The organism is Vescimonas sp., from assembly GCF_057856985.1.
Genome location: NZ_DBLZXX010000001.1, coordinates 372,257 through 395,365 on the forward strand (window position 1 = coordinate 372,257; position 23,109 = coordinate 395,365).

The following is a 23,109-nucleotide window of genomic DNA, read 5'->3' on the forward strand; positions in this document are numbered from 1 at the left end:
AAGTGAGATGAACAACAGCAGTTTGAAAAAACGGCTCCTGTCGGTGGCGATGGCGGCGGTGATGGTATTTTCCCTGCTGCCCGCCACGGCGTGGGCGGCGATGGCGGAGAACCTGCCCGCCGCGTCCGGCCAGACACGGACGGAGCAGAAGCGGGGCGGCAGCGACACCTACACCGTGACCCGGGACGTCAAAAGCGTCGCGGCGGCGCAGACAGGCGCGGTGAAGAAGGTCACCTGCCTTGACCTGACCACGGGAGAGAACCAGGTCTCCCTGGATGCCAACGGCGGATACCGATGGGTCGCCGGCGCGAACCATTTGTATCTGTACAAGGTGCAGATCGAGGCCGATGGCTCCAATGCGCTGATCCTGCCGGCCGGCGCCACCGTGGAGGTGGTGGGCGAGTGCAGCATCACAGGCGGCGGCGCCAACGAGTGCGCCGTGTGGTCCAAGGGCGATGTGACGGTGGGGCTGGGGCAGGACGCCGCGCTGACTGTCAACGGTCTGGGCTGGCGCGCGGAAGGCAATTTGACCGTTGCGCATGCATATGATGCGTACACGGGCGGCGAGCTGACCGTCAACTACTACGGTACCAGCTCTGACAACGGCACCAGCGGCGCGGCCATTTACATGGGCGGCAATACGCTGCGCGTGGAGCAGGGCGCGAGGGTGACGGCCAACGGCAGCGGCATCGGCAACGTAAAGGCCAAGGACAGCTGCGGCGTGAAGGGTGCTGTCTATGTGGACGGCGGCGCGGAGCTGGTCGCGGACGGCGGCAGCGCCGGAAGCGCCGGCATCAGCTACGGCATCTTCGGCGACGTGACCGTGAAGAACGGCACCGTCACCGCCACCGACGGCCGCGGCCTCCAGAGCTACGGCGTGTCCGGCAACAGCGTGAGCGTCTCCGACGGCGGCGTGCTGAACGCCACCGGCGGCACGGCGGTGCAGGATCTCAATTCCAGCATCAAGCCCATCAGCGGCGGTATCTATCTGGGCAATAACGCGGTCATTGAAAATGCCGCGGTGAACGCCAGCGGCGGCGTGGCTCCCTGCGGCGACAGCTTTGCCAGCGTCGGCCTGCAGATGACCAGCCGCAGTGAGGTGACGGTCAACAGCGGCGGCGTGCTGAACGCCAACGGCGGCCAGCTGACAAACGGGTCCTCCGCCAATGAGACCAACGGCTTCAGCGCCGGTATCAATATGATGGACGCCAGCGAGGCGAATCTGTTCGTCAACGGCACGGGCCGCGTGACCGCTATCGGCAATCCCGAGCGGCTGGACGGTGGGACGGTCATAAGCTACGGCGTCAACCATACGGACATGGGCGAGCTCACCATCGGGCTCAGCGGAGTCGCCAGCTTCAAGGCTGCCGGCGGCACCGCTGCCAGCCGCGCGGCGTTCACACCGGACACGGTGTCCATCAAGGGCAGCGAGGCCTATCGGGACTTTGACAACGTGACCGATGGATACAAGTTCCTCAACAGCACCTATGTCAGGAATGACGTTCCGGCGCAGAGTCTGGTGGTCACCGTCTGCGACCACAGAGCGGGCGTTACCAACGGCAAGTGCAACAACTGCGGCGCGGAGGTGGCGGCGGCAACGGTGACGGACGCCGCCGGTGTGACCACGGCTATGGGACCTTCGAGGAAGCCGTCAACGCGGCGGCGCGTCTGAACGGCAGCACCGTGAGGATGCTGGCGGATGCGGCGGTGGAAGCGAACTACACCATCGCGGCGGGCACCTTTACCATCGACTTCAACGGCAGGAAGCTGACGGTGGCTGAGAACAACTTCTTCGCGGCACAGACCGCCGAGGTGACCCTGACGGACAGCGCGTCCATCAAGGTGGGGCAGCCGTGCGTGCCCAACGCCGCAGAGGGCGGCAGGATCATCGTTGAGAGCGGCAAATTCGGCGGCGGCATCGTGCAGCGGGATGGCGGCACGCTGCTGCTCAACGGCGGCTACTTCGGCATGATCACCCTGATGGATCCGAATGAGAACGTGATGGATCTGCTGGGCGAGGGCAAAGCGTACCGGTCGGTGATGGGCACAGATGCCTGGCAGGATGACAGCAACGCGGATACGACGTCCGTGGCCGGCCAGAAGCGGCTGCATGAGGTCGAGGTGGTGGATGCGCCCCTGCGCATCATCCAGCAGACACCGGCGAGCGGCACACTGACCGTCTACGAGACCTCGCCCGCTATTCCCAGCCTGAAGGTAACGGCGGCGTATGACAGCGCCATGAGCTGGGTATTCGACGCCAAGCTCTATTACCGCGCCAGCGCCATCGATGGGTGGTCGACAGCGGATGCGCCTAAGGTCAGCAGCGACGGGAACGGCACCGTTACGGTAAGCAGCAATACCGCGCTGAAAACCGGCCAGTACCAGCTCCAGCTGACGTTCCACGGCTATCGGGCGGAGTCCCGGGTCTTCAACGTGACGCTGGAGCCCTGCGGCCACCCCGACATCGATGCGAACGGAAAATGCGGCACCTGCCAGTACCAGTTCGTGGCTACCCTGACCGACGCGGCGGGCGAGGTCACCGGATACGACACGCTCAACGGGGCGCTGGCCGAGGTCAAGGCCCTCTCTGCCGACGCGCAGAACGCCAGCCGCTACACCGTCAGGCTGCATCGGGATGTGACGGAGGATGTGCGCATCACCGGCGGCAAGTTTACGCTGGATCTCAACGGCAAGACGGCCACCGTGCCCAGCGGCCTGGCCATCAGCGGCACGACCGATATCGGCATCCAGAACGGCAAGCTGGTATCTGACGTGACCGTCAGCAGTGCATCGCTGACCGTCAGCGCTGCGGAGGGGCTGGGCAGGATCACGCTGCAGGGCAGCGCCAACGTGCAATTCTATCCCGACGCCAGCGCGTCGGCCTTCAAGGTGGAGAGCGCCAACGCGCTGCTGATCATGAACGGCGGCACCGTGGGCACCATCGATATGACGGGCGGTGAGGTCCGTGTCCATTTCAACGCGAAAGTCACCGGTCAGGTCAACGTGGACGGCGGCGAGCTGAGCGTGCGGGAGGCCCCCGTCTTTGATGGGGACGTCCGCATCGGGGGCGGCGCCAGGATGACGGTCGTTCCCAATTCCACAGCCAAATTCAACGGACTGCTGGAATTTGCGGAGGAGGCCGTCGGCGAGCTGGCAGGCGGTACATACAAAAAGCTTGGCATCGCTGCCGGCCGCACGCTGAGCGAGCTGCTGAAGAGCGGTTATGTCTATTACAGGGCCGACATAAGCGAGTTCATTCAGGGGAAAACCGACAATTTGACCAACGTCAAGGTCATCAGTCACGTCCACAGCATCCGCGGCGACGGCACCTGCGCCTGCGGCGAGAGCTTCACGGCCTCCGTCAGCAGCGGCGCCAGCGTTGACTGGTACAAGACACTGAGCGAGGCGCTGGCCGCAGTCAAGACCCTCTCTGCCGGCGTGCAGGACGCCGCCCTGTATACCGTCAGGCTGTATCAGGACGCGGCGGAGGATGTAAGCATCAACGGCGGCAAGTTCACGCTGGACCTCAACGGCCATAAGGCCGGCGATACCGCCTTCACAGCCGGCGGCAGCGCGGCGGTGATCCTTTCGGGCGGCGAGGTATCCTGCAATATGCAGGTCAGGGACACGGCGGACCTGACCGTCAACGGTACCGTGCTGCGCGATGTGGAGCTGTACGGCAGCGCTAAGCTGACCGCCAACGGCGCGGCCATGGGGCATCTCCAGACCAGGGACGGCACTCCGGCGGCGGTGGTGACCGGCGGTACGATAAGCCGTATAACGATGCAAGCCGGTACGGTCGGACTGACCGGCAGCGTCACCGTTGAAAATCAGACCGAAGTGCTCAGCGGCGGTGTGCTCACCGTGACTGCGCAGAGCGGCGAGCCTGAGTTCCGAAATGCGGTTATGGTCGGGGACGGCGGCAAGCTGGTGGCCTCTGCCGGTAAGTTCCGCAGCAACGTGGAATTTGGTATCGGCGCGAAGGGTGAGCTGTCCGGCGGCGAGTATGGCGGTCTCGAGTGCGGCGGCGACCAGCTGCTGAAGGATATGCTGAAGACCGGCTATGCCTACTTTGGGATCGAGCATCTGGAAAACGGTTATGTGAACAGCCTGATGAGCCAGGGCTACACGGTGAGACCCCATTCCAACCACAGCTATGAATGGGACACCGCTACCCATGAGAAGAAGTGCGGCTGCGGCGACGTCAGCGAAACGGATACTGCCGCGCCGGTGATCGACTTCCTGAACGGCGCGGCGCTCAAGACCGAGAACGGACGGCAGGTCATGGACGTGACGGACAACGTGATCTACACCGTGACGGACGCCAATGAGGTAAAGGTGACCGTGTCCTACGGCAGCGGCACAGCCGCAGAGGTGCGCCCCGACGCGGGCGGCCGGTATGAGCTGCCCTTGAGCGAGGGCGATGGCAAGCCGGTGACCATCACCGCCGCCGACGAAGCGGGCAACGTGGCCACCGTGACGTTCACCCTCTACCGTCTGGTAGATATGCGTATTTCCAGCCATGTGGGCGTGGCCGTGGAGGAGGCAGACCTGACAAGAGCGGTGCGCAGCGGCCAGACCTACACCCTCCGCGTCACCATGCTGCCGGGCTACACCGGCGAGGACGGCCTGGAGCTGGAGCAGGGTGCGCTGACCACAAAGCAGCGATTTACCGGCAGCGACGCCGCCGGCTACACCGTTCAGGTGACGGCAGACTTCAACAACAGCCTGCTGCGCATCGTGGGCGCATACGACAACACGCCGCCCACGGCGGAGATCACCATCCGGAACAGCAGCTTCAGGAACTTCCTGAACCGTATTTCCTTCGGCCTGTTCTTCAAGGAGACACAGACGGTCAGCGTCACCGCCGCCGATGTGGGCGCGGGGCTGGACAAGGCGGAGTACCTGCTGAGCGGCACGGCTTTTACCAAGGAAGCCGACGCCGGAGCCGCCGACGGCTGGACGGCGCTGACGCTGGACACCGACGGCAGGGGCAGCTTTACCGTGGCTCCCAACAGCAAGGGCTTTCTCTATGTGAAGGCCATCGACCGGGAGGGCAACGTTACCGTGGTCAATGCCGACGGCATGGTGGTCTACACCGACGCGGAGCAGATCACGGAGCGCGTCAGCTTCGCTGAAGCCTCCGCGGACGACTGCGTATTCCATGTGAAGGACAACGGCAGCACGGTGAGAAGCATCACCATGGGCAGCAGAGCGCTGGTAAGGGATACGGAGTATCGGATCGGCGCATCCGCCAACGGCCAGCTGGCCATCACCCTGACCAACAGCTTCCTGACGGCGCTGACGGCGGGCAGCTACACCCTGACCGTGTCCTATGACCCCTTGGGCGAGACCTATGTCTCCGGCGGCGACAATCAGGCGCCGGCCTCCACCACCGTGGTGCTGACCGTGGGCAGATCCACTGTGGACGCTGACATCGCCTCCATGGACAAGATCTATGACAGCGAGCCTGTGACGCCCTTCGCCAATACGGAGAGCGACGGCGTCATGACATGGGAGTTCAAGCCCGACGGCGCGGACCCCGGCGCCTATACCACCGCAGCGCCCGAGGACGCCGGTACCTACAACGTGCGGCTGACCGTGGCGGAGACGGAGCACTACGACCGTATTGAAAAGACGGGGACCTTTACCATCAGCAAGAAGGATATACAGCTCCACACCCCTGCACTGGAGGACAAGACCTACGACGGCAGCACGGCCATCGTGTGCATGTACTATTATCCCGAGAGGGCGATGGTGGGCAAGATCAGCGGCGACGACCTGTCCGTGGTGATGGGGCAGGCCAAGGCGGACAGTCCCGACGTGGGCAGAAGGACCGTGACCTTTACGGGCTTCGCTCTGGCGGGCAGCGACGCGGCCAACTATCGTCTGGCCGCGCAGCCCATTTCCGGCAGCGCCGCCATCACGGCGCGTCCGCTGAGCATCGGCAGTCTGACCGTCCGCGACAAGCTCTATGACGGGCTCAACACCGCCGCCATCGAGGGCACGCCCACGCTGGTGAATCTGGCGGACGGCGAGACACTGATGCTCCGCTGCGGCACGCCGACCTTCGACACGGTGGCTGCGGGCGATAACATTCCCGTCAGCTTTACCGAGTTTACCATCGCCGACAGCGCCAACGGCAAAGCCGGCAATTACAGCCTGACCCAGCCCGCCGGCATCACCGCCAGCATCAAGGCGTATACCGCCACCGGCGCGGAGTATACCGCCAGCACCGGCCAGTGGACGAATCAGGACTTCATGGTGACGGCGGCGGACGGCTGGCAGGTGTCCGGCACCAATACCGCCAACGGCGATTGGCGCGGCAGCCTGACCCGCTCCGATGAGACGGGCACCGGCAGCCTGACCTTCTATGTGAAGAACACGGCGGACGGTTATATCTCCGAGTCCGTCACCCTCACCTACAAGATCGACAAGACCGATCCCACCGGCGAGATCCGCATTGACCAGCGCAACGCGTGGCAGAGCTTCTGGAATACCATCAGCTTTGACCTGTTCTACAAGAGCCGGCAGACCGTGACGATGACGGCGGCGGACGAGGCCAGCGGTGTGACGGCCATCGAGTACCTGCTCAGTGAGGAGGACTATACCGCGGCACAGCTGGACGGCATGACCTTCCAGCCCTACACTGCGCCTGTGGCCATCACCCCCAATGACAGGCTCATCGCCTATGCACGGATCACCGATGCGGCGGGCAACGTCACCTATCTGCGGTCCGACGGCGTGGTGCTGGATGCCGCCGCGCCGGTCATCGCCGGTGTGGACGACGGCGCGGTCTACTGCGGCAGCGTGACCTTCACCGTCACCGATGCGTATCTGGATACCGTCACCGTGGACGGCACAGCGGCTGTCAGCGCCCCCGGCCGCGCCGCGGGGAGTACCTATATCATTGAGGCGGACAGCCAGCTCCACACCATTGTGGCCACCGATCGGGCCGGCAACAGCACCCAGGTGCAGATCACGGTCAACAACGGCCACACTGTGGGCACTCCCGCCTCCTGCAAGGCTCCTGCGGTGTGCAGATATTGCGGCGAAAGCTTCGGCGATCCGGCACCCGGGAACCACGGCGGCCTGCTGCGCCGCGTGGACAAGGTCAACGCCACCTCCACCGCCGACGGCAACATCGAATACTGGTACTGCTCCGGCTGCGGCAAGTATTATCTGGACGCCGCTGCCGGCAGAGAGATCACCCGTGGGGACACCATCCTGCCCGCCATCGGTCTGCGCATCGTGGGCGATGTGAGGGTATGGAGACCCGGCGACAAGACGCTGGGCGTTACCTTCCGCCAGGAGTATGGCGACTTCACCGTGCAGATCGACGGCGTGACGGTGGACCCCGCCAACTACGAGGTGACGGCTGATCCCGATGGCGGCAGGCTGATCGTCACGTTCCGCGCACAGTTCCTGCGCACGCTGGCCTTCGGCGAGCGCACCATCACCATCGTCTCCGACGACGGCAGCGCCTCCGTCTCCTTCCGACGGGACAGCGCCCGGGCCGTTACCTCCGGCGGTAAGGCCGGCGTGACCAGCGCCGCTACCGGCGACGGCTTCCCCATGGGCGGCATGGCCGCGGCGCTGCTGGTCAGCGGCAGTGCTCTGGTGATGCTCACCACCCGCGCCAGACGGAAGGAAGAGGAATAACCCATTCCCTCCCGCGGGGAAAATCGGATAACATGCCGGCAGGGCGGGGTATTTTACCCCGCCCTGCCGGCATAGCCCATATCAACGCCTCCCATTTCGTCAAAGCGGCATCGGAATCCGGGCGATCTCAATAACTGCTATGATGGCAATGATAAAGGCGGCAATTCCGATAACTACGGCGCTCCGCTTGCTGAGCTTTTTCTTTTTTGCCCTGCATATCAGCATAGCACCGACCACACAAACAGCCGCCGCTATCAATGCGATGCCCAGCGTTTCCCACAGCCAGGAAAGTTCATATATGATCTTCATTCGTTCACCTATCCTTTTTGCCCATGCCCGCATAGCTCGGTTTGCCGTCTATACCGACCATGGCTTATTTCAACAGCTCCGACAATACCTGAAACAGCTTTTGAATATCCAGCGGTTTGGCAATATGGCCGTTCATGCCGGCATGCAATGCGTTTTTCCGATCATCCTCGAACGCATTGGCGGTCATGGCCACAATGGGGAGCGCCGCCTTCTTCGCATCCGGAAGCGCACGGATCCGGCGGGTCGCTTCATAACCATCCATCTCCGGCATCTGAATATCCATCAGGACCAGATCATACCGGTCGGCAGAGGCTGCTTCGACCTTTTCAACGGCAATCTTTCCGTTTTCCGCAGTATCTACCTCAAAGCCCGCTTCTTTAAGAAGCGTTGACGCGATCTCCAGATTCAGCTCGTTATCCTCGACCACCAGAAGCTTCTTTCCGGTAAAGGCGGAAGCTTTTGCGGCGGGCGGCGTCTGTCCTGTTTTCGCCTCGCCGATGGGGAAGCGCAGAGAAATGGTAAATTCCGAGCCCTTCCCCTGTTCGCTTTTCACCGTGATCCTGCCGCCCATCATATCCACCAGACTTTTCGTGATGGCCATGCCAAGCCCCGTACCCTGTATCTTACTGACGGTGGAGGTCCTTTCTCTGGCAAACTGCTCAAAAATGTGCTTTTGGAACTCCTCGCTCATGCCGATGCCGTTATCCTTGATGTGGAATTCAAAATCGGCATAGCCCGCCGGAGCCGTATCCTTCTGCACGATCCACAGGCCGATCTGCCCGCCGTCCGGCGTGAACTTCACGGCGTTTGCCAGAACATTGATCAGGATCTGTTCAAGCCGCAGCGGATCGGCAATGACATCCTCATTTTCCACGCCAACGGTATCGAGGGTAAGGGAGAGATCCTTTTTGGAAACAACGGCCTGTATGATATCCCTGAGCTCATGCACCAGCTCCGGCAGATGCACCGGCTTTGCTTCCAGCGTGACCTTTCCGCTCTCAATGCGGCTCATATCCAGCACATCGTTGATAAGGGACAGAAGATGCTGGCTGGAAACGGATATCTTTTTCAGATAGTCCTCTACCTGACCGCGGTCGTCGATGTGCGTCTGCGCCAGCGCGGTGAAGCCGATGATGGCATTCATGGGCGTTCGGATGTCGTGGGACATATTAAACAGGAACTCCCGCTTGGCGAGATTGGCCTTGGTTTCACGCTGAACGGCAAGCTGGAGTGCGATGTTTTTCTGTTCGAGAGACTTCCTGTATTCTTGCTCAGAGTGCTCCTGCTGTATAAAGAAATCCCTTGCGGAGTTCCAGCGGAAGACCTGCACAAGCGCCAGGATCAGGATATACATGACCAGCGTGATCACCAGATTCATCACGGTGAGGGTATAGACCTGACGGGCGGGAACATAGGCATAGAGGTAATAGTCCTGTCCGTGGCTATACATTCCATAGCATTGCTCGATGCCCTTCGGCGCGTATACGCGGATCAGCTTATCCGCATGGCCGCTTCTCCGGATCGACATGAGCCGTTCATTTTCAAAGATGTTCATACCGATCAGAGTGGGATCGTTGGAGGCCGCTGCCTGGTTATCCTCCGCTACCAGAAGAGTCCCCGTGGAGCTGACCTCATAGCCATCTAACAGGTCCTGAATGGACAGAACGGATTTTTCTGAAAACTCTGCCGGGATATAGCGATAGGCCAGCACCACACCCGTGCCGTCAGCGCAGCCGTGGACAGCAACATTGACAAAATTGTCCCCGCCCAGCTCCACGCGCTTGACATAGGTCTTCTGCGGGTAGTCGATGACGCTGAGGATCGGCTCCAATTTGATGCCGGACTGAAGCTGCGCGTAGCCGGTGCCATTCTCCGTGTACTCGCATACCAGATCGCCCTGCGCGTCCAGCACAGAAATGCCCGTAAGCCACAGCATTCTGGCGTACTCCGACAGCGCCGCCTCATCGCAGTCGAGGGAGAGATCCTCCAGCGCGCTGATGGCGGCAGCCTCACGCACAAGGCTTTTCGCAACGGCAGTATCGTTGTACTTCGTATAGTCGGCGGACTGCGCCTTGATAAATTCCATTACTCCCGTCAGCCGCTGCTCGCAATTCTGCATATCCGCCCGCCTGGAAAGCGCGAAAACGGCTCCAAAGAGGGAAATCCCCACAGCAATGCAGACGAGCCAGAATTTTTTGCCGAAAATAGTCTGCAAATGATTACTGTTCAAGGCATTCCACCTCCAGATAGGTCTCGGGATGCTCCAGATATCTGCCGACGATCTCCTGCATGGTCCCATCCTGACGCATCTGCGCAAAGGTGTCCGTCAGCTCCTGCGCAAGACCGCGGTTATCGTTGACGGAAAAGGCCGCGCCGATTCCGGTGATCAGCAGCGGCTCCTCCAGAATACGGAAGTCCGCGCCGTAATCCGCCATATACTGCAAAATGGTTGTTTCGTGGGCGGCAATGGCATCCACATAGCCGCAGTCCAGCGTCGCATACTGTACGCTCCGATCTTCCAGACTGATAATATCCTCGAATTGAGGGATATCCGGCTCTCCGCTTTCCAAAAAGATCTCCTCCGGCTTGCCGGTGGATTGTACGGCAATGGTCTTGCCATTCAAGTCGCTCATGGCGTAAATATCGCTTGCTGCATTGACGGCGATGACCTGCCGGCTGACCATGTAGGGGCCGGCCCATTGGTAATCCTGCTCACGCCCGTCCATGGAGAAGCAGCCCCAAATGCAGTCGATCTCCCCGCTATCCAGCAGCGCCCTTTTCTGCTCCCAGTCAATGGTCGTAAACACCGCCTGATAGCCCATCCGCCGGAAAGCTTCGGCTGCGATCTCCACATCGATACCGGTTGGATCGCCGTTATTGTCCAGATAGACGAAGGGCGGATAGGTGTCGCTGCCGATGGTGATCTGCGGCAGCGACGATACATCCGGCTGCCCTGCTGTCTGCGCCGCGCAGCCGCAGAGCGCTCCGGTCACAAGCAGAACGGACAGAATAAGTAAAATAAGTGTTTTGGTGTGTTTCATCAGTACGATTCCCTCAATTTCCGCCTTCGATCATTTGCATAAGTTATTATACATTGATTCCGGCAAATAGCAATATTCGGTGTGCCATTTACGCGATATTGCTGCGGCCATCGCCGCGGAATTTCCCCGATTCGGCGAAAAAGGGTTCGAGCTATTTCGAAAATGCGTTGAAATTTGCGGATAAAGCGACTATAATGGCGGGACGGATCGTTGTTTATAGATCTATAAAACGGAACGGCGGCGCATTTGCGGGAAAAGCCGGAGAAAAAGAAGGAGCTGCGCGCGGAATAAAGGCGCAGGCTGCTGCTCCGGCATGGCGTCCCGCCTTGCCGGCATCGGATACCGTACGATGCGTTGGGGAAAGGCAAAGAGTACTATGAAGCAAAATGACAGGGGATTTACCTTGATGGAGTTATTGATCGTGATCGCGATTATTTCCGTACTGGTCGCTATCGCGATCCCGATGTTTTCCTCTCAACTGGAAAAGGGCCGGGAAGTGACAGACCTCGCCAATGTGCGCGCCGCGTATGCGCAGGTCTCCGCAGAGGCTATGTTGGGAGACACCGATGCTGCGGTCACAGTCAAGTTGAAGCAAAAAAAGGCCGACTGGCAGTCGGTAGACCCTGTAAACATCGGCGGCATCGTTCACTCCAGAGGGCAGGGCGACACGGACAACTGGATAGGCGTGGCCACGCCGGGAGGAAGCTGTGTCGTTTCTTACGATGAGAGCTGCGGCGTGGTGCTCACATGGAGCGGCACGGCAGCGCCGTCCAAGCCGGATTACCCGTTTGATACCAGCATAAGGGATTATTTTTCGCCGTTACTGTATGCGACGGATTTTTGGAAATCGGACATGCTTGCCGAAAATAAGAACTTTGAACTGGACTCCCGCTGCCCGAACTCAGCCTATATCCCGGGCATTGAAGCTGAGCTTGCAAAGATGAATAACAGCCTTCTGCAGCAGGGAGACTGCACCTGGGCCTTTTTGGGAGATGGGCGCGAGGGGCAGAATGCAAAGCGTTACCTTTTCTGGACTTCCTTCAACACAAACAAGGTCGGCGCCGGAAAGCAGATCCCTGTACTCATTCAAACCGGTGACGGAAAATACTATGTTTCCGAAACCACGACGGGTCAGCGAACAGATAAAAAAGGAGTCGGTTATGTTGCGATCTCAAAAAGTCTCTTCGTGAATCAGTACACCGACCAGTATAAGAAGGTTTTGGATGCCGGCACGGAGTATCTCACACTGGAAGATGCCTACGATGCATACATAACGGCCCTGAACAATACAAAATACGACGAGGTTCGTGAAAGCTCAAGAGGGTAAGGCTGCAAAAAGTCAGCGTCCTCTTTACTGCGCGGCCCGCTATCAAGGAAAACCGCAGATCCGACAGAATTGCCGGGTCTGCGGTTTGTCTGTGTTCAGATTTGCGGTCTTGATTTCTTTCAAAAAACGTTTTCAGCACAGGACCTCCACCTGCTCCACGCCATACCGGCGGAATAGCGCCAGAGCCTCCCGGCCAATTCGCTCACCGGACACCGCGATGGGGATCGCAGGCGGACATCCAACGGTAGGCGCACCGCAGACCCGTCCCAGCGACTGCGCCGCCGGTATGGTCTTCCGCGGGGCAAGCAGTGCCTCCCGCACGGAACATACCCGCTCCCCACGGGCCGGCGGAAGCGTCGGCTGCGGCACATAAACGGCATCGTTTGTTCCGAAAGCATGGAGGATCCGTTCAATATCCGCGGCACGATTCTCCGGCGTCAGCATCAGCACCAGAAAGTCCAGATCGGCGTATTCACATTCTACGCCATTCTCCCGCAGACGGTCTGCCAGCTGTCCGCCGGTCATACCGGATGGCGCCTTGATAGTCAGGCGCAGCGGGTCTGACGGCTCTATCTGCCATCCGGCAGCTGTCAGCGCCTTCCGCGCTTCGTCCAGATACACGCACATCTCCCGCAGGCGTTCCCGGTACCCATCCGACAGATAGCGGTTGCACAGATCCAGCGACGCCAGAGTCAGATAGGACGGGCTGGTAGAGCCAAACATGGCCATCGCCGTTTTTGCGTTCTCCCGCAGAGACGCCGGCGCTGCACGGCTGATGTGCAGGTACGCGCCGCCGGTCAGCACCGGCAGCGTCTTGTGCGCCGAATCGCAGCACAGAGCTGCACCCAGATCCAGCGGGTGGCGGGATGGCTCCAGAAACCGCAGATAGGCGCCGTGGGCGTTATCCACCGCCAGCGGTGTGCTGTGCTTCCGGCACACCTCCGCCAGAGCGGAAATGTCCGCCATGCCGCCCAGATAGTCCGGACTGGTGAGATAGACCGCCGCAGGCGGCGCAGGCAGCTCCGTCAGCGTCCGCTCCAATGCGTCCGGCGACACGGGACAGCTGCAGAGAGATGTGCTTTGCTCCGGCCACAGCCAGACGATCTCAAAATCCAACAGGGCCGCCGCGTACAGGAACGCACGGTGTACGTTCCGGGCGGCCACGATCGTCCGGGATCCGTTTCCGCAGATCAGGGCCAGATACAGCATCGCCCGGATACACTGGCTGGATCCCTCCGTGGAGTACACCGTCCGTCCGGAGCCGAACAGCTCTCCCGCACAGGACTCACTGCGCCGGATGATGCCGTCCGCTTCATACAGACTGTCTGCACCCCGAATCTCGGTGATATCCAGCGCCTCACAGCCCAGAAGGGATTTCCCCTTGTGACCGGGCACATGCGCACGGACCATCCCGGAATCCGCATACCGCCGGACAAAATCGGCAATGGGCGTTTCCATCAGCTGTTGGCCGTGGAGGAATCCTCCGCCACCTTCATCATGATGGCACATTCTATACGCTTACGGAACAATTCGCAGCCTGCCTCGTAGACGCCGCGGATCGAGCCCGTAGCGTGGAAGGCGTTGGCCGCACAGCCGCCGGAGCAGTAGAATCTCGCCCAGCAGTCATTGCACTCAGGACGGGCGTAGGCATTGCAGGAGCGGAATTCCTCCCGCAGGGCCGTATTGGTCACGCCGTTCCAGATGTCGCCCAGCTTGTAGGCTTCCTCGCCCACGAACTGATGGCAGGGATACAGGTCGCCCCACGGCGTTACGGCCATATACTCCGTGCCGGAGCCGCAGCCGGAGATCCGCTTATAAATGCAGGGGCCGCCCGTCAGATCCAGCATATAGTGGTAGAAGGTGATAGGCTTGCCTTCCTTTTCCCGACGCAGCATATCCCTGGCCAGCAGCTCGTACTGATCCTTCACGATCTCCAGATCCTCCGCCGTCAGCGCGGCGGGGTCCTCCGGCGCGCACACCACCGGCTCCATGCTCAGCTCGGTGAAGCCCAGATCCGCCATGTGGAACAGGTCCTTCGTGAAGTCCGGATTGGCATGGGTAAAGGTGCCGCGCATGTAATAGTTCTTGTTGCCTCTGGCCGCTACCAGCTTCTGGAACTTGGGCACGATGCGCTCATAGCTGCCGTTGCCTGCATAGTCCACCCGCAGCCGGTCATGAATCTCCTTGCGGCCATCAAGCGACAGCACCACATTGCTCATTTCACGGTTGGCGAAGTCGATCACGTCATCATCGATGAGCATCCCGTTGGTGGTCAGCGTAAAACGGAAATTTTTGCCCCGCTCCTTTTCCACGCTGCGGGCATACTCCACCAGCTGCTTCACCACGTCCCAGTTCATCAGCGGCTCGCCGCCGAAGAAGTCCACTTCCAGATTGGTGCGGCTGCCGGAGTGATCCATCAGGAAGTCCAGCGCCTGCCTGCCGACCTCGAAGCTCATCAGTGCGCGGTCCCCGTGGTATTTGCCCTGACTGGCAAAGCAGTAGGAGCAGTTCAGGTTGCAGGTGTGCGCCACATGCAGGCACAGCGCCTTCACCACATCGCCGGAGCGCTCCTTGAACGTACCGGCCATGTCTGCGAAGGTGTCGGGGGTATAGAGCTTCCCGGCGCGCTTCAGCGCCTCTACATCGGCAATGCAGTCCCGCAGCTCCTGCTCCGTGACATCCTCGCGCTCACCGTATTTCTCCATCATCGCCGATACGATCTCATCCGCCGTGTGGTCGGGGTAAAGTGCAATGATGTCATAGGCTACCTCGTCCACTGCATGAATGGCGCCGGAGCAGGTGTCCAGCACAATGTTGTAGCCGTTCAGTTGATACTGATGTACCATTCTTCCGTTCTCCTCGTACAGAAAAAGTGCCGCCTGAACAGGCGGCAGCTTTTTGAAAATTGCGCTCGATTACTTGCTGGTGTTCTCGCACTTCTGGTTTGCCACACCGCAGCTGGTCTTGCAGGCAGACTGGCAGGAAGTCTGGCACTCACCGCAGCCGCCGTTCTTGGCGCTGTCGCACAGGCTACGAGTCTCGAGAGTCTTGATTCTTTCCATAATGACATGTATCTCCGATCTGTTAAATTCTAATGGATTTCCCAGCGGACTATCCGCAGACAGTCACCTTAAAAGCCGGGAAAATTCTAACACATCATCCGCATAAAGTCAAGCTATTCCGGCGATCGAGTGTTCCGAATTTGGCGTTTTGGGCGTGTCCGCATCCATTTTGCGGGTCTTGGCGCAGGCGCAGTTGTTCCGGCCCGACGTTATCCGGAACGGGGACACTCTGTGAAACAGCGCGTAAAACGCGCCGGCGGGCACAGCGCCTGCAAAAGGGAGGGAAAAATATGATACGCAGCACGATCATTGCCGGCAGAATGAGAAAACCTGTGGTATAATAAAAGAAGCTGGATCTGGACGAGCCTGCCGCCGCCGGTATCCGGCACCGAAAGCGGGACGGGGCCTGTGACACGCTTTCGGCCATGGGGCGGATGTTGAGAACGGAAAATTAACAAAGACTTTATTGCAATGTGCTATACTACGGATAACTTACACGGGAAAGGGAGGGCATACCATGCGCCTTTTGCTCATTGAAGATGAACGCACACTGTGCGATGCCGTTGCGCGCCGGCTGCGCCGGTCAGGGTACAGCGTAGATCTCGCCTACGACGGCGAGCGGGCATTGCAGCTTTTGGAGGTGGAGCGCTACGATCTGGTGCTGCTGGATCTTAACCTGCCCAAGCTGGACGGCATGAGCGTGCTGCGCACACTGCGGCAGACCGACCGCGAAACGCGGGTGCTGATCCTCTCCGCCCGCAGCGGCACCGCCGACAAGGTGGACGGCCTCGACGCAGGCGCCAACGACTATCTCTCAAAGCCCTTTGCACTGGCCGAGCTGGAGGCGCGGATCCGCAGCTTGACCCAGCGGCAGTTCATTCAGCCGGATGTGTGTCTCTCCTTCGGTACGCTGCGCTTCGACACAAGAAGCCGCATCGCCGCGGTGAATGGAAAGACGGTCTCTCTCACCAAAAAAGAGAGCGGTATTTTAGAGTATTTGCTGCTCAATCAGGGCCGCCCGGTCAGTCAGGAGGAACTGATCGACCATGTTTGGGACAATAGCGTGGACGGCTTCAGCAACTCTATCCGCGTCCACATCTCCGCGCTGCGGAAAAAGCTGCGCGCTGCGATGGGCTATGATCCTATTCATAACCGCATCGGAGAAGGGTATCTGCTGGGAGGGCCGGAAGAATGAAGGTGCTGTCGCTTCAATGGCGCATTACGCTGATGACCGTCCTGCTTATCGGTGTTACCTGCGTTTCCATGAATCTGCTGCTCTGCTCATCCGGCGTATATTATATGGACTCCATTGCAGATTCGCTTCAGGACTACGACCACATTGCCGTTGAGAGCGGAGAAACTGCCGGCTTTGACCCGCAGCTTATCCCGCCCGGTGAAGGCTTGACGATCGTTGTCAGCGGGGCGCAGGCGCGTTTCCGCACAACGAACTGGTACATCACAGCGGCGATCGCGCTCCTCGGCGGTATGGTGGCCTATTTCGTCAGCGGCCATGCGCTGCGTCCGCTGCGCCGCTTTGCGCAGCAGGCAGAACAGGTGGAGACAAGCAACCTTTCCGAGATCCGGCTTGACGAAGAGACGCTGCCGGAGCTTCGCTCCCTCACCCACGCTCTCAACGAAATGCTGGAGCGCCTGAGCCGCGGCTTTGACGCTCAGCGGCAGTTCGTCGGCAACGCCGCCCATGAACTGCGCACGCCTTTGACGCTGCTGCAAATACAACTGGAGCTTTTCCCCGATGAGCATCCGGATATTCTGCCGGAAAGCGCGGCGTTCCTCGCCTCCCTGCAGGACAAAGTCCAGCGGCTCAGCCGGCTCACGCATGCGCTGCTGGACATGAGCGATCTTCAGTCCGTTCCGCGCGATGATGTCATTCTGCTCTCGCCCATGATCGATGAGGTCTTTGCCGACCTTGCCCCGCTGGCCGAACGCAATGGGATTTCCCTCCTGCGTGAGGGGGAGGATGTTACCGTTGTGGGCAGCGATATGCTGCTTTGCCGTATGTTCTTCAATCTGGTGGAGAATGCCGTCAAATACAACCGTCCCGGCGGCACGGTGAAGGTGGATGTGCAGCAGCAGGACGGGCAGGTGGTCATCCATGTAGCGGATACCGGCCGCGGCATCCCACAGGAGTTCTGGCAGAGTATCTTCCAGCCCTTTTTCCGCGTGGACAAGTCCCTCAGCCGCGAGCTTGGCGGAGCGGGGCTTGGCCTTCCGCTGGTGTGGGAGATCGCGCGGCTTCACAGCGGCCGCGTTTGGGTGGAGAGAAGCACTGACAGCGGCAGCGTACTGGCCGTAACATTTCCGTTGTCCGCGCCGACTGCGGACGCCGGCAGGGAGTAAGACGGTATTTCCGGCAGGGGATCTGATCACGGCCAAACCGGGAGAGGTACTTGCGCGCTGCTCTGCGGCGCTGGCCAAAGCGCGCACAAAGAGACAGAGGTCAGAACGGGGCGGCAATCAGCGAAGCTTCATCGGAGATGAGTACCTTTTCTGCGGTTCAACCGGGTTTTGTCTCCCTGAAAGGAGCAGAACACGGCTTACTTGGCCAAAATTCGTGAAAAAGCAAAGCCGATCAAAGGAAAAAGTTATAAGAAAGCCCCGGAAAAACGAAGTTTTCCGGGGCTTTCTGAGCGTTTGAGTTGTAAAAACGTACTCGATCAGCGCTTGCTGAACTGAGGTGCGCGGCGGGCGGCCTTGAGGCCGTACTTCTTGCGCTCCTTCATACGAGGATCGCGGGTCAGGAAACCGGCCTTCTTCAGGATGGCGCGGTACTCGGGATTCACCAGCAGCAGGGCGCGGCTGATGCCGTGACGCAGAGCGCCGGCCTGGCCGGACACGCCGCCGCCCTCGACGGTGGCAACGATGTCCACCTTGCCCAGGGTGTTGGTGGCGTTCAGGGGCTGACGGACCACCATCTTCAGAGTCTCCAGACCGAAGTACTCATCGATGTCGCGGCCGTTGATGGTGATGGAGCCGGTGCCGTTCTCAAACAGGTGCACACGGGCAACGGAGGACTTGCGGCGGCCAGTGCCGTACTTGTAGGGGTTCTTGGACTGATACATTCTCTTTTTCCTCCTTACTTGACCAGCTCGGGCTTCTGAGCGGCATGATCGTGCTGCTCGCCGGCATAGATGTGCAGACGCTTCAGAGAGTCCTTGGTGACGATGTTGCGGGGCATCATGCCGCGAACGGCCACGCGCATGGCCAGCTCGGGCTTGTCCTGCATCAGGATGCGGTACTTGGTCTCCTTCAGACCGCCCACCCAGCCGGAGTGGGTACGATAGTACTTCTGCTCCATCTTGTTGCCGGTCAGGATGGCCTTGCCGGCGTTGATGACGATGACGTTGTCGCCGCAGTCGGCATGGGGGGTATAGGTGACTTTGCCCTTACCGCGCAGCAGGTCGGCCACGATGACGGCGGTCTTGCCCAGAGGCTTGCCGGCGGCGTCAACGACGTACCACTTGCGCTCGATGTTGGCCTTGTTTGCCATGAAAGTGGACATGGTTTTCTTCCTCCAATTTATTATAATGTATGCTTTACATTTCCGTGTGCCCTTGCTAAAATCGGGACAGAGAAAGCGCACTGAACGCGCAATGATATTTATAGCATAGCGCGGGGAGAATGTCAATATTGATTTGATTTACGGCGAGAACATCTGCTGTTTTCTCTTAATAGCTCCGCTTTTCTCTTGTTTTCTTAAAACGCAAATTCATTTTTTACGGGAGGGATGCCGCGTGCAGCATATCCTGGGCCTGGTCCGGCGCTGTGTGGAGGACTACAACATGATCGAGGCGGGAGAGACCGTGGCCGTGGGCGTATCCGGCGGCAAGGACAGCCTGCTGACGCTGGCGGCGCTGGCGCGGCTGCGGGAATTCTACCCCAAGCCGTTTGAGGTGCAGGCCATCACGCTGGAGACGGGGATGCCGGGCATGAGCTTTGAGCCGGTGGCGGACTACTGCGAAAAGCTGCACGTGCCGTACATCCGCATCGCGGTGCCGGTGTACGATATCGTGTTTCAGGAGCGGCAGGAGAAGAACCCCTGCTCCCTGTGCGCCAAGCTGCGGCGGGGCAGCCTGAATACGGCCCTGACGGAGCGGGGCATCCATAAGATCGCGCTGGGCCACCACTACGACGATGCGGTGGAGACCCTGTTGATGAACCTGCTGTTCGAGGGACGGCTGGGGTGCTTCCAGCCGGTGACGTATCTGGACCGGACGGGCATCACCCAGATCCGGCCCCTGCTGTACTGCCAGGAGGCGGACATTCGGCGCATGGCGGCAAAGCTCTGTCTGCCGGTGGTGAAAAATACCTGCCCTATGGACGGGCACAGCCGTCGCCAGGAGGTGAAGGAGCTTATCGCATCGCTGGAGGAGCGGTACCCCGACCTGAAGAAGAAGCTGTTCGGCGCGGTGCAGCGCTATCCGCTGTACGGCTGGGATCTGACGAAGGAGGAGCGGTGACATGAAGCGGCTCTATACGCCCTGGGGCGAGACGGTGGATAAGACGTGCCCCCTGCCGGAGTACCCGCGGCCCCAGCTGGTGCGCAGCAGCTATTTGTGCCTCAATGGCCTGTGGGACTACGCGGTGGAGGACGGGGACGGGCATACCCGCCGCGGCACCGGAAAGATACTGGTGCCCTTTGCGCCGGAGAGCCTGCTGTCCGGCTGCGGCTTCCAGCTGCGAAGCGGTGAGACGCTGCGGTACGAGCGGACGTTCACCCTGCCGCAGGGCTTCCGGCGGAACCGGGTGCTGCTGCACTTCGGCGCGGTGGATCAGTGCTGCCGCGTGCTGGTGAACGGGCAGGAGGCGGGCTGCCATGAGGGCGGCTATCTGCCGTTCTGCCTGGATGTGACGGCGCTGCTGAATGACGGCGAGAACCGGCTGACGGCGGCCGTCACCGACGACGCCGCAGGCGGCGTGTACGGCATGGGCAAGCAGCGCTATCAGCGGGGCGGCATCTGGTACACCGCCACCAGCGGCATCTGGCAGACGGTGTGGCTGGAGAGCGTACCGGAGAACTATGTGAAAAGCCTCCGGCTGACGCCGGATCTGGACGCGGGGGTGCTGCGCTGGCACATCGAGGCGGACGCGGCGGAGGGCGCCCGCGTCACGGTGCGGGCCGGCGATACGGTGATCGCGGAGGGCCGGGCCGATGAAAACGGCGATGGCGTGTCCGTCATTCTGGCGGCGCACCTGCGGCCCTGGTCGCCGGAGGACCCGTTTTTGTACGACGTGGACATCACGCTGGGAGAGGACCGTGTCGCCAGCTATTTCGGCATGCGGAAATTCTCCCTCGTGGAGCAGCGGGGGCGGCAGGTGCTGGCCCTGAACAACGAGCCGTATTTCCAGACGGGGCTGCTGGATCAGGGGTACTGGTCCGACGGACTGTACACCCCACCATCGGACGAGGCCATGGTCTGCGACATCCGCACCATGAAGGAACTGGGCTTCAACATGCTGCGCAAGCACATCAAGATCGAGCCGCTGCGGTGGTATTACCACTGCGACCGACTGGGGGTGCTGGTGTGGCAGGACATGGTGTCCGGCTTCGAGAGCTTTGAGCCGCTGTACACCCAGGTGCTGCCGTTTCTCGGCGTCCATCTTAAGGACGCGCCCTCCCGCCGGTTCGGCAGGGCCGGTGAAGCGGGGCGGAGGCAGTACGAGCGGGAGCTGGAGGGCACCGTGGAGCTGCTGCGAAACTGCGTGAGCCTGTGCCTGTGGGTACCGTTCAACGAGGGCTGGGGCCAGTTCAACGCGGCGCAGATGGCGGAGAAGGTGCGGGCACTGGACCCCACGAGACTCATCGACCACGCCTCCGGCTGGCACGATCAGGGCGCGGGGGACCTGCGTTCCTATCACGTGTACTACAAGCCTGTGCGGATGAAGCACGACGGGCGCCGGGCTCTGGCGCTGACGGAGTTCGGCGGGTACAGCCTGCCGGTGGCGGGGCACTATACCACGGAGAAGTCCTTCGGCTATCGGGCGTATAAGGATGCGGATAGCTGGATGGACGCGGTGGAAAAGCTGTACGAAAACGAAGTCATCCCCCTCATCGCGTCCCAGGGGCTGTCAGCGGCAGTCTATACCCAGGTCAGCGATGTGGAGGATGAGGTCAACGGGCTTCTGACGTTCGACCGGCGGGTGTGCAAGCCCGACGCGGACCGGATGCGGCGCATCAACGGGAAGCTGAAGCTCTGACGGGGGCGCTATATCAGCACCCACTTCAAAAGCAGCAGCAGGCCCAGCCCGGGGACGCCCAGTACGCCGATGGTCAGGACGTTGAACAGGTTCAGGCCCAGGGACATGCCGGTGACGGCGGTGGTGAGATTCAGCAGCCACAGGGCACAGAAGCCCAGGGCGCTGTTGATAAGTACACGCAGCGCCAGCTTCAGCGGCTGACGCAGCAGGCGCAGGCAGGCTACCAGCAGAAACAGCAGCACCAGCCCCAGCGCGCATTTCTCTATGAGCGACATGTGTCCCCTCCTTTCATGGCGCCGGCAGCCATGCAGGGGGCCTCCTCCGGCGCGGAGGCGGCCGCCGCAGCAGCCTGTACCGGTCGGGCGCGGGGAATGGCGGAGGGCACCGCCTCACCGCTGAGCTCCTTGATGCGGCGCAGCAGGTAGTTGCAGCGGGCCTTCAGGGCGCTGATCTCGTAGATACTGGCTTCGATGAGCTCCGAGTCGCAGACGCAGTTGAAGCGGGTGTAGGCGTCCTTCAGAGCGTCGGTAGTGCGGAGCAGCTCCTGCTTCAGATCGCGGAGCGCAGGATCGGTGGTGGGTCGTTTGGCCATGGTGATTCCTCCCGTCATGTACAGTGTACGGATAGTTTGGACAAATATGACCGGCGTTAATCAGGGGCGACAGCGTTCCCCCGGAAAGGACAGACATGGAGCATCAGGACTATATGGAGCAGGCGCTGGCCCTGGCACGGGAGGCGGCGGTCCACGGCGAGGTACCGGTGGGCTGCGTCATTGTGAAGGACGGTAAGGTCATCGGACGGGGCCGGAACCGGCGGGAGGAGAAGCAGGCCGTGTACTCCCACGCGGAGATGGAGGCCATGGCCCAGGCCAACGCGGCGCTGGACTCCTGGCGGCTGGAGGGGTGCGACCTGTACGTGACGCTGGAGCCCTGCCCCATGTGCGCAGGGGCCATTATCAACGCGCGGGTGGCGCGGGTGTTCTACGGCGCACGGGACGCGGCCATGGGCGCCTGCGGCGGGGTGCTGAACCTCTTTATGGAGGCGTTCCCCCACCGGCCTCAGTTGGTGGGAGGCATCTGCGGTCAGGAGAGCCGCGCACTGCTGAGCGCTTTTTTCGCGGCCATGCGGGAGAAATAGGAGGTAAATCGGCGGGGCTCTGCCCCGCCGATTTTGCGATTTATGCCTCCGGCGGCAAAAGGAATATTCCGCGCTTCCGAGCGCGGGTCACTTTTTTCGGGCTTTTGCCTCCGGCGGCCCCATTTCTTCCAACAGCGGAAGAAATGGGGAAAAGAACGCCGCCAAAAACCAATGGTTTTTGGATTTCCTTTGGGCCGATTTTGATGCGGCAGAAAAAGGTTCCGCGGGGAATCGGCCATGGGTCTGCCCTCGCTGCCGCTGACGTGGTGGGCAGAGAACATTGGTGGGCCTACCGATTTTGGCGATTATCAAATCGCGCACTTGCCGCCACCGTCGGCAAGTGTAGGTGCGGCCC

At 60.9% G+C, this 23,109-nt stretch carries 18 protein-coding genes; 8 read left to right on the top strand and 10 right to left on the bottom strand.

All coding sequences use genetic code 11. From position 1 onward, the window contains the following. Window positions 1-7: 7 nt before the first annotated feature. Both ACZM22_RS01695 and ACZM22_RS01700 read left to right on the top strand, forming a co-directional pair. Window positions 8-1,672, top strand: coding sequence for an autotransporter outer membrane beta-barrel domain-containing protein (locus ACZM22_RS01695; RefSeq protein ID WP_489542898.1), 1,665 nt, complete (start codon window positions 8-10; stop codon window positions 1,670-1,672). Beyond that, the gene (locus tag ACZM22_RS01700; RefSeq protein WP_489542899.1) at window positions 1,564-7,662 is read left to right on the top strand and encodes a YDG domain-containing protein; all 6,099 of its coding nucleotides are present in this window, start codon (window positions 1,564-1,566) and stop codon (window positions 7,660-7,662) included. Before ACZM22_RS01695 ends, ACZM22_RS01700 begins: the two co-directional genes overlap by 109 nt. Window positions 7,663-7,761: 99 nt before the next feature. Here the strand turns inward: ACZM22_RS01700 and ACZM22_RS01705 are convergent, their stop codons facing one another. The 3 genes from ACZM22_RS01705 to ACZM22_RS01715 form a co-directional block, all read right to left on the bottom strand. After that, window positions 7,762-7,971 (bottom strand): hypothetical protein, encoded by a 210-nt coding sequence (locus ACZM22_RS01705; protein WP_489542900.1) that lies wholly within the window; start codon window positions 7,969-7,971, stop codon window positions 7,762-7,764. Between the two features lie 64 nt (window positions 7,972-8,035). Next, the gene (locus ACZM22_RS01710) at window positions 8,036-10,090 is read right to left on the bottom strand and encodes a response regulator (RefSeq protein ID WP_489542901.1); all 2,055 of its coding nucleotides are present in this window, start codon (window positions 10,088-10,090) and stop codon (window positions 8,036-8,038) included. Window positions 10,091-10,190: 100 nt separating this feature from the next. Continuing rightward, window positions 10,191-11,012 (bottom strand): substrate-binding periplasmic protein, encoded by an 822-nt coding sequence (locus ACZM22_RS01715; protein WP_489542902.1) that lies wholly within the window; start codon window positions 11,010-11,012, stop codon window positions 10,191-10,193. Window positions 11,013-11,388: 376 nt separating this feature from the next. Between ACZM22_RS01715 and ACZM22_RS01720 the strand changes: the two genes are divergently transcribed. After that, on the top strand, window positions 11,389-12,339 hold the full coding sequence (locus ACZM22_RS01720; RefSeq protein ID WP_489542903.1) for a pilus assembly FimT family protein: 951 nt from the start codon (window positions 11,389-11,391) through the stop codon (window positions 12,337-12,339). A gap of 132 nt (window positions 12,340-12,471) precedes the next feature. Here the strand turns inward: ACZM22_RS01720 and ACZM22_RS01725 are convergent, their stop codons facing one another. The 3 genes from ACZM22_RS01725 to scfA all read right to left on the bottom strand — a co-directional run bounded on the left by ACZM22_RS01725 (window position 12,472) and on the right by scfA (window position 15,401). Further along, window positions 12,472-13,749 (bottom strand): aminotransferase class I/II-fold pyridoxal phosphate-dependent enzyme, encoded by a 1,278-nt coding sequence (locus tag ACZM22_RS01725; protein WP_489542904.1) that lies wholly within the window; start codon window positions 13,747-13,749, stop codon window positions 12,472-12,474. A gap of 47 nt (window positions 13,750-13,796) precedes the next feature. Further along, on the bottom strand, window positions 13,797-15,185 hold the full coding sequence (scfB, locus tag ACZM22_RS01730; RefSeq protein WP_489542905.1) for a thioether cross-link-forming SCIFF peptide maturase: 1,389 nt from the start codon (window positions 15,183-15,185) through the stop codon (window positions 13,797-13,799). 69 nt (window positions 15,186-15,254) lie between these two features. Next, entirely contained in the window at window positions 15,255-15,401 is a 147-nt protein-coding gene (scfA, locus tag ACZM22_RS01735; protein WP_215688665.1) for a six-cysteine ranthipeptide SCIFF, read from the bottom strand. Window positions 15,402-15,918: 517 nt separating this feature from the next. On the opposite strand from scfA, the gene ACZM22_RS01740 reads away from it, so the two are divergent. Then, window positions 15,919-16,596, top strand: coding sequence for a response regulator transcription factor (locus ACZM22_RS01740; protein ID WP_484423962.1), 678 nt, complete (start codon window positions 15,919-15,921; stop codon window positions 16,594-16,596). Further along, the gene (locus tag ACZM22_RS01745; RefSeq protein ID WP_489542906.1) at window positions 16,593-17,759 is read left to right on the top strand and encodes a sensor histidine kinase; all 1,167 of its coding nucleotides are present in this window, start codon (window positions 16,593-16,595) and stop codon (window positions 17,757-17,759) included. Before ACZM22_RS01740 ends, ACZM22_RS01745 begins: the two co-directional genes overlap by 4 nt. A 317-nt stretch (window positions 17,760-18,076) precedes the next feature. On the opposite strand, the gene rpsI is transcribed toward ACZM22_RS01745, so the two are convergent. Both rpsI and rplM read right to left on the bottom strand, forming a co-directional pair. Further along, on the bottom strand, window positions 18,077-18,481 hold the full coding sequence (gene rpsI, locus ACZM22_RS01750; RefSeq protein ID WP_483267068.1) for a 30S ribosomal protein S9: 405 nt from the start codon (window positions 18,479-18,481) through the stop codon (window positions 18,077-18,079). Window positions 18,482-18,495: 14 nt separating this feature from the next. Beyond that, complete coding sequence (rplM, locus tag ACZM22_RS01755; protein ID WP_483267067.1) at window positions 18,496-18,921, bottom strand: 50S ribosomal protein L13; 426 nt, start codon at window positions 18,919-18,921, stop codon at window positions 18,496-18,498. Between the two features lie 232 nt (window positions 18,922-19,153). On the opposite strand from rplM, the gene ACZM22_RS01760 reads away from it, so the two are divergent. Further along, window positions 19,154-19,879, top strand: coding sequence for a tRNA 2-thiocytidine biosynthesis TtcA family protein (locus tag ACZM22_RS01760; protein WP_483267066.1), 726 nt, complete (start codon window positions 19,154-19,156; stop codon window positions 19,877-19,879). Between the two features lies 1 nt (window position 19,880). Next, complete coding sequence (locus tag ACZM22_RS01765) at window positions 19,881-21,617, top strand: glycoside hydrolase family 2 protein (RefSeq protein ID WP_489542907.1); 1,737 nt, start codon at window positions 19,881-19,883, stop codon at window positions 21,615-21,617. 8 nt (window positions 21,618-21,625) lie between these two features. Here the strand turns inward: ACZM22_RS01765 and ACZM22_RS01770 are convergent, their stop codons facing one another. Together ACZM22_RS01770 and ACZM22_RS01775 are read right to left on the bottom strand one after the other, a co-directional pair. Next, on the bottom strand, window positions 21,626-21,892 hold the full coding sequence (locus ACZM22_RS01770) for a pro-sigmaK processing inhibitor BofA family protein (protein WP_489542908.1): 267 nt from the start codon (window positions 21,890-21,892) through the stop codon (window positions 21,626-21,628). Beyond that, the gene (locus ACZM22_RS01775; RefSeq protein WP_484423968.1) at window positions 21,880-22,209 is read right to left on the bottom strand and encodes a hypothetical protein; all 330 of its coding nucleotides are present in this window, start codon (window positions 22,207-22,209) and stop codon (window positions 21,880-21,882) included. The genes ACZM22_RS01770 and ACZM22_RS01775 overlap by 13 nt, the downstream gene beginning before the upstream one ends. 95 nt (window positions 22,210-22,304) lie before the next feature. Here ACZM22_RS01775 and ACZM22_RS01780 point away from each other — a divergent pair, with 95 nt between their 5' ends. Beyond that, on the top strand, window positions 22,305-22,754 hold the full coding sequence (locus ACZM22_RS01780) for a nucleoside deaminase (protein WP_489542909.1): 450 nt from the start codon (window positions 22,305-22,307) through the stop codon (window positions 22,752-22,754). The last annotated feature ends 355 nt before the right edge of the window (window positions 22,755-23,109 follow it).

Coding starts and splice junctions, on each gene's coding strand:
- ACZM22_RS01695 (WP_489542898.1), top strand. CDS start 8: ATGAACAACAGCAGTTTGAAAAAACGGCTCCTGTCGGTGGCGATGGCG.
- ACZM22_RS01705 (WP_489542900.1), bottom strand. CDS start 7,971: ATGAAGATCATATATGAACTTTCCTGGCTGTGGGAAACGCTGGGCATC.
- ACZM22_RS01710 (WP_489542901.1), bottom strand. CDS start 10,090: ATGCAGAATTGCGAGCAGCGGCTGACGGGAGTAATGGAATTTATCAAG.
- ACZM22_RS01715 (WP_489542902.1), bottom strand. CDS start 11,012: ATGAAACACACCAAAACACTTATTTTACTTATTCTGTCCGTTCTGCTT.
- ACZM22_RS01720 (WP_489542903.1), top strand. CDS start 11,389: ATGAAGCAAAATGACAGGGGATTTACCTTGATGGAGTTATTGATCGTG.
- ACZM22_RS01725 (WP_489542904.1), bottom strand. CDS start 13,749: ATGGTCCGTGCGCATGTGCCCGGTCACAAGGGGAAATCCCTTCTGGGC.
- scfB (WP_489542905.1), bottom strand. CDS start 15,185: ATGGTACATCAGTATCAACTGAACGGCTACAACATTGTGCTGGACACC.
- scfA (WP_215688665.1), bottom strand. CDS start 15,401: ATGGAAAGAATCAAGACTCTCGAGACTCGTAGCCTGTGCGACAGCGCC.
- ACZM22_RS01740 (WP_484423962.1), top strand. CDS start 15,919: ATGCGCCTTTTGCTCATTGAAGATGAACGCACACTGTGCGATGCCGTT.
- ACZM22_RS01745 (WP_489542906.1), top strand. CDS start 16,593: ATGAAGGTGCTGTCGCTTCAATGGCGCATTACGCTGATGACCGTCCTG.
- rpsI (WP_483267068.1), bottom strand. CDS start 18,481: ATGTATCAGTCCAAGAACCCCTACAAGTACGGCACTGGCCGCCGCAAG.
- rplM (WP_483267067.1), bottom strand. CDS start 18,921: ATGTCCACTTTCATGGCAAACAAGGCCAACATCGAGCGCAAGTGGTAC.
- ACZM22_RS01765 (WP_489542907.1), top strand. CDS start 19,881: ATGAAGCGGCTCTATACGCCCTGGGGCGAGACGGTGGATAAGACGTGC.
- ACZM22_RS01770 (WP_489542908.1), bottom strand. CDS start 21,892: ATGTCGCTCATAGAGAAATGCGCGCTGGGGCTGGTGCTGCTGTTTCTG.
- ACZM22_RS01775 (WP_484423968.1), bottom strand. CDS start 22,209: ATGGCCAAACGACCCACCACCGATCCTGCGCTCCGCGATCTGAAGCAG.
- ACZM22_RS01780 (WP_489542909.1), top strand. CDS start 22,305: ATGGAGCATCAGGACTATATGGAGCAGGCGCTGGCCCTGGCACGGGAG.